The sequence below is a fragment of the Rhodococcus sp. IEGM 1406 genome (assembly GCF_030056745.1).
GTDB classification, from domain to species: Bacteria; Actinomycetota; Actinomycetes; order Mycobacteriales; family Mycobacteriaceae; genus Rhodococcus_F; species Rhodococcus_F erythropolis.
Window position 1 is genome coordinate 1 of the sequence record NZ_JASHKO010000070.1, and the last position, 206, is coordinate 206.

A 206-nucleotide genomic window follows, 5' to 3' on the forward strand; every position below is an offset into this window, starting at 1 on the left:
ACTCCCGCCTCCTCGCGGCGACGGGTTCCATCGCGAACGCGACGCTGACGAGCCGCATCACGGGATTCGCCAAGCAGTTGATGATGCTGATGGTCCTCGGCCCGGCCATCGCCAGTTCGTTCCCCGTGGCCAGCCAGATCCCGAACATGATCGCGGATCTCGTCTTGGGCGCCGTTCTGACCGCGATCGTCGTCCCAGTGCTGGTC

General features: G+C 65.5%; 1 protein-coding gene. It reads left to right on the forward strand.

What is annotated here, in order from left to right:
* A partial coding sequence (locus QM596_RS29680) for a hypothetical protein (protein WP_283310610.1) occupies positions 1 to 206 on the forward strand: 206 nt, incomplete at both ends.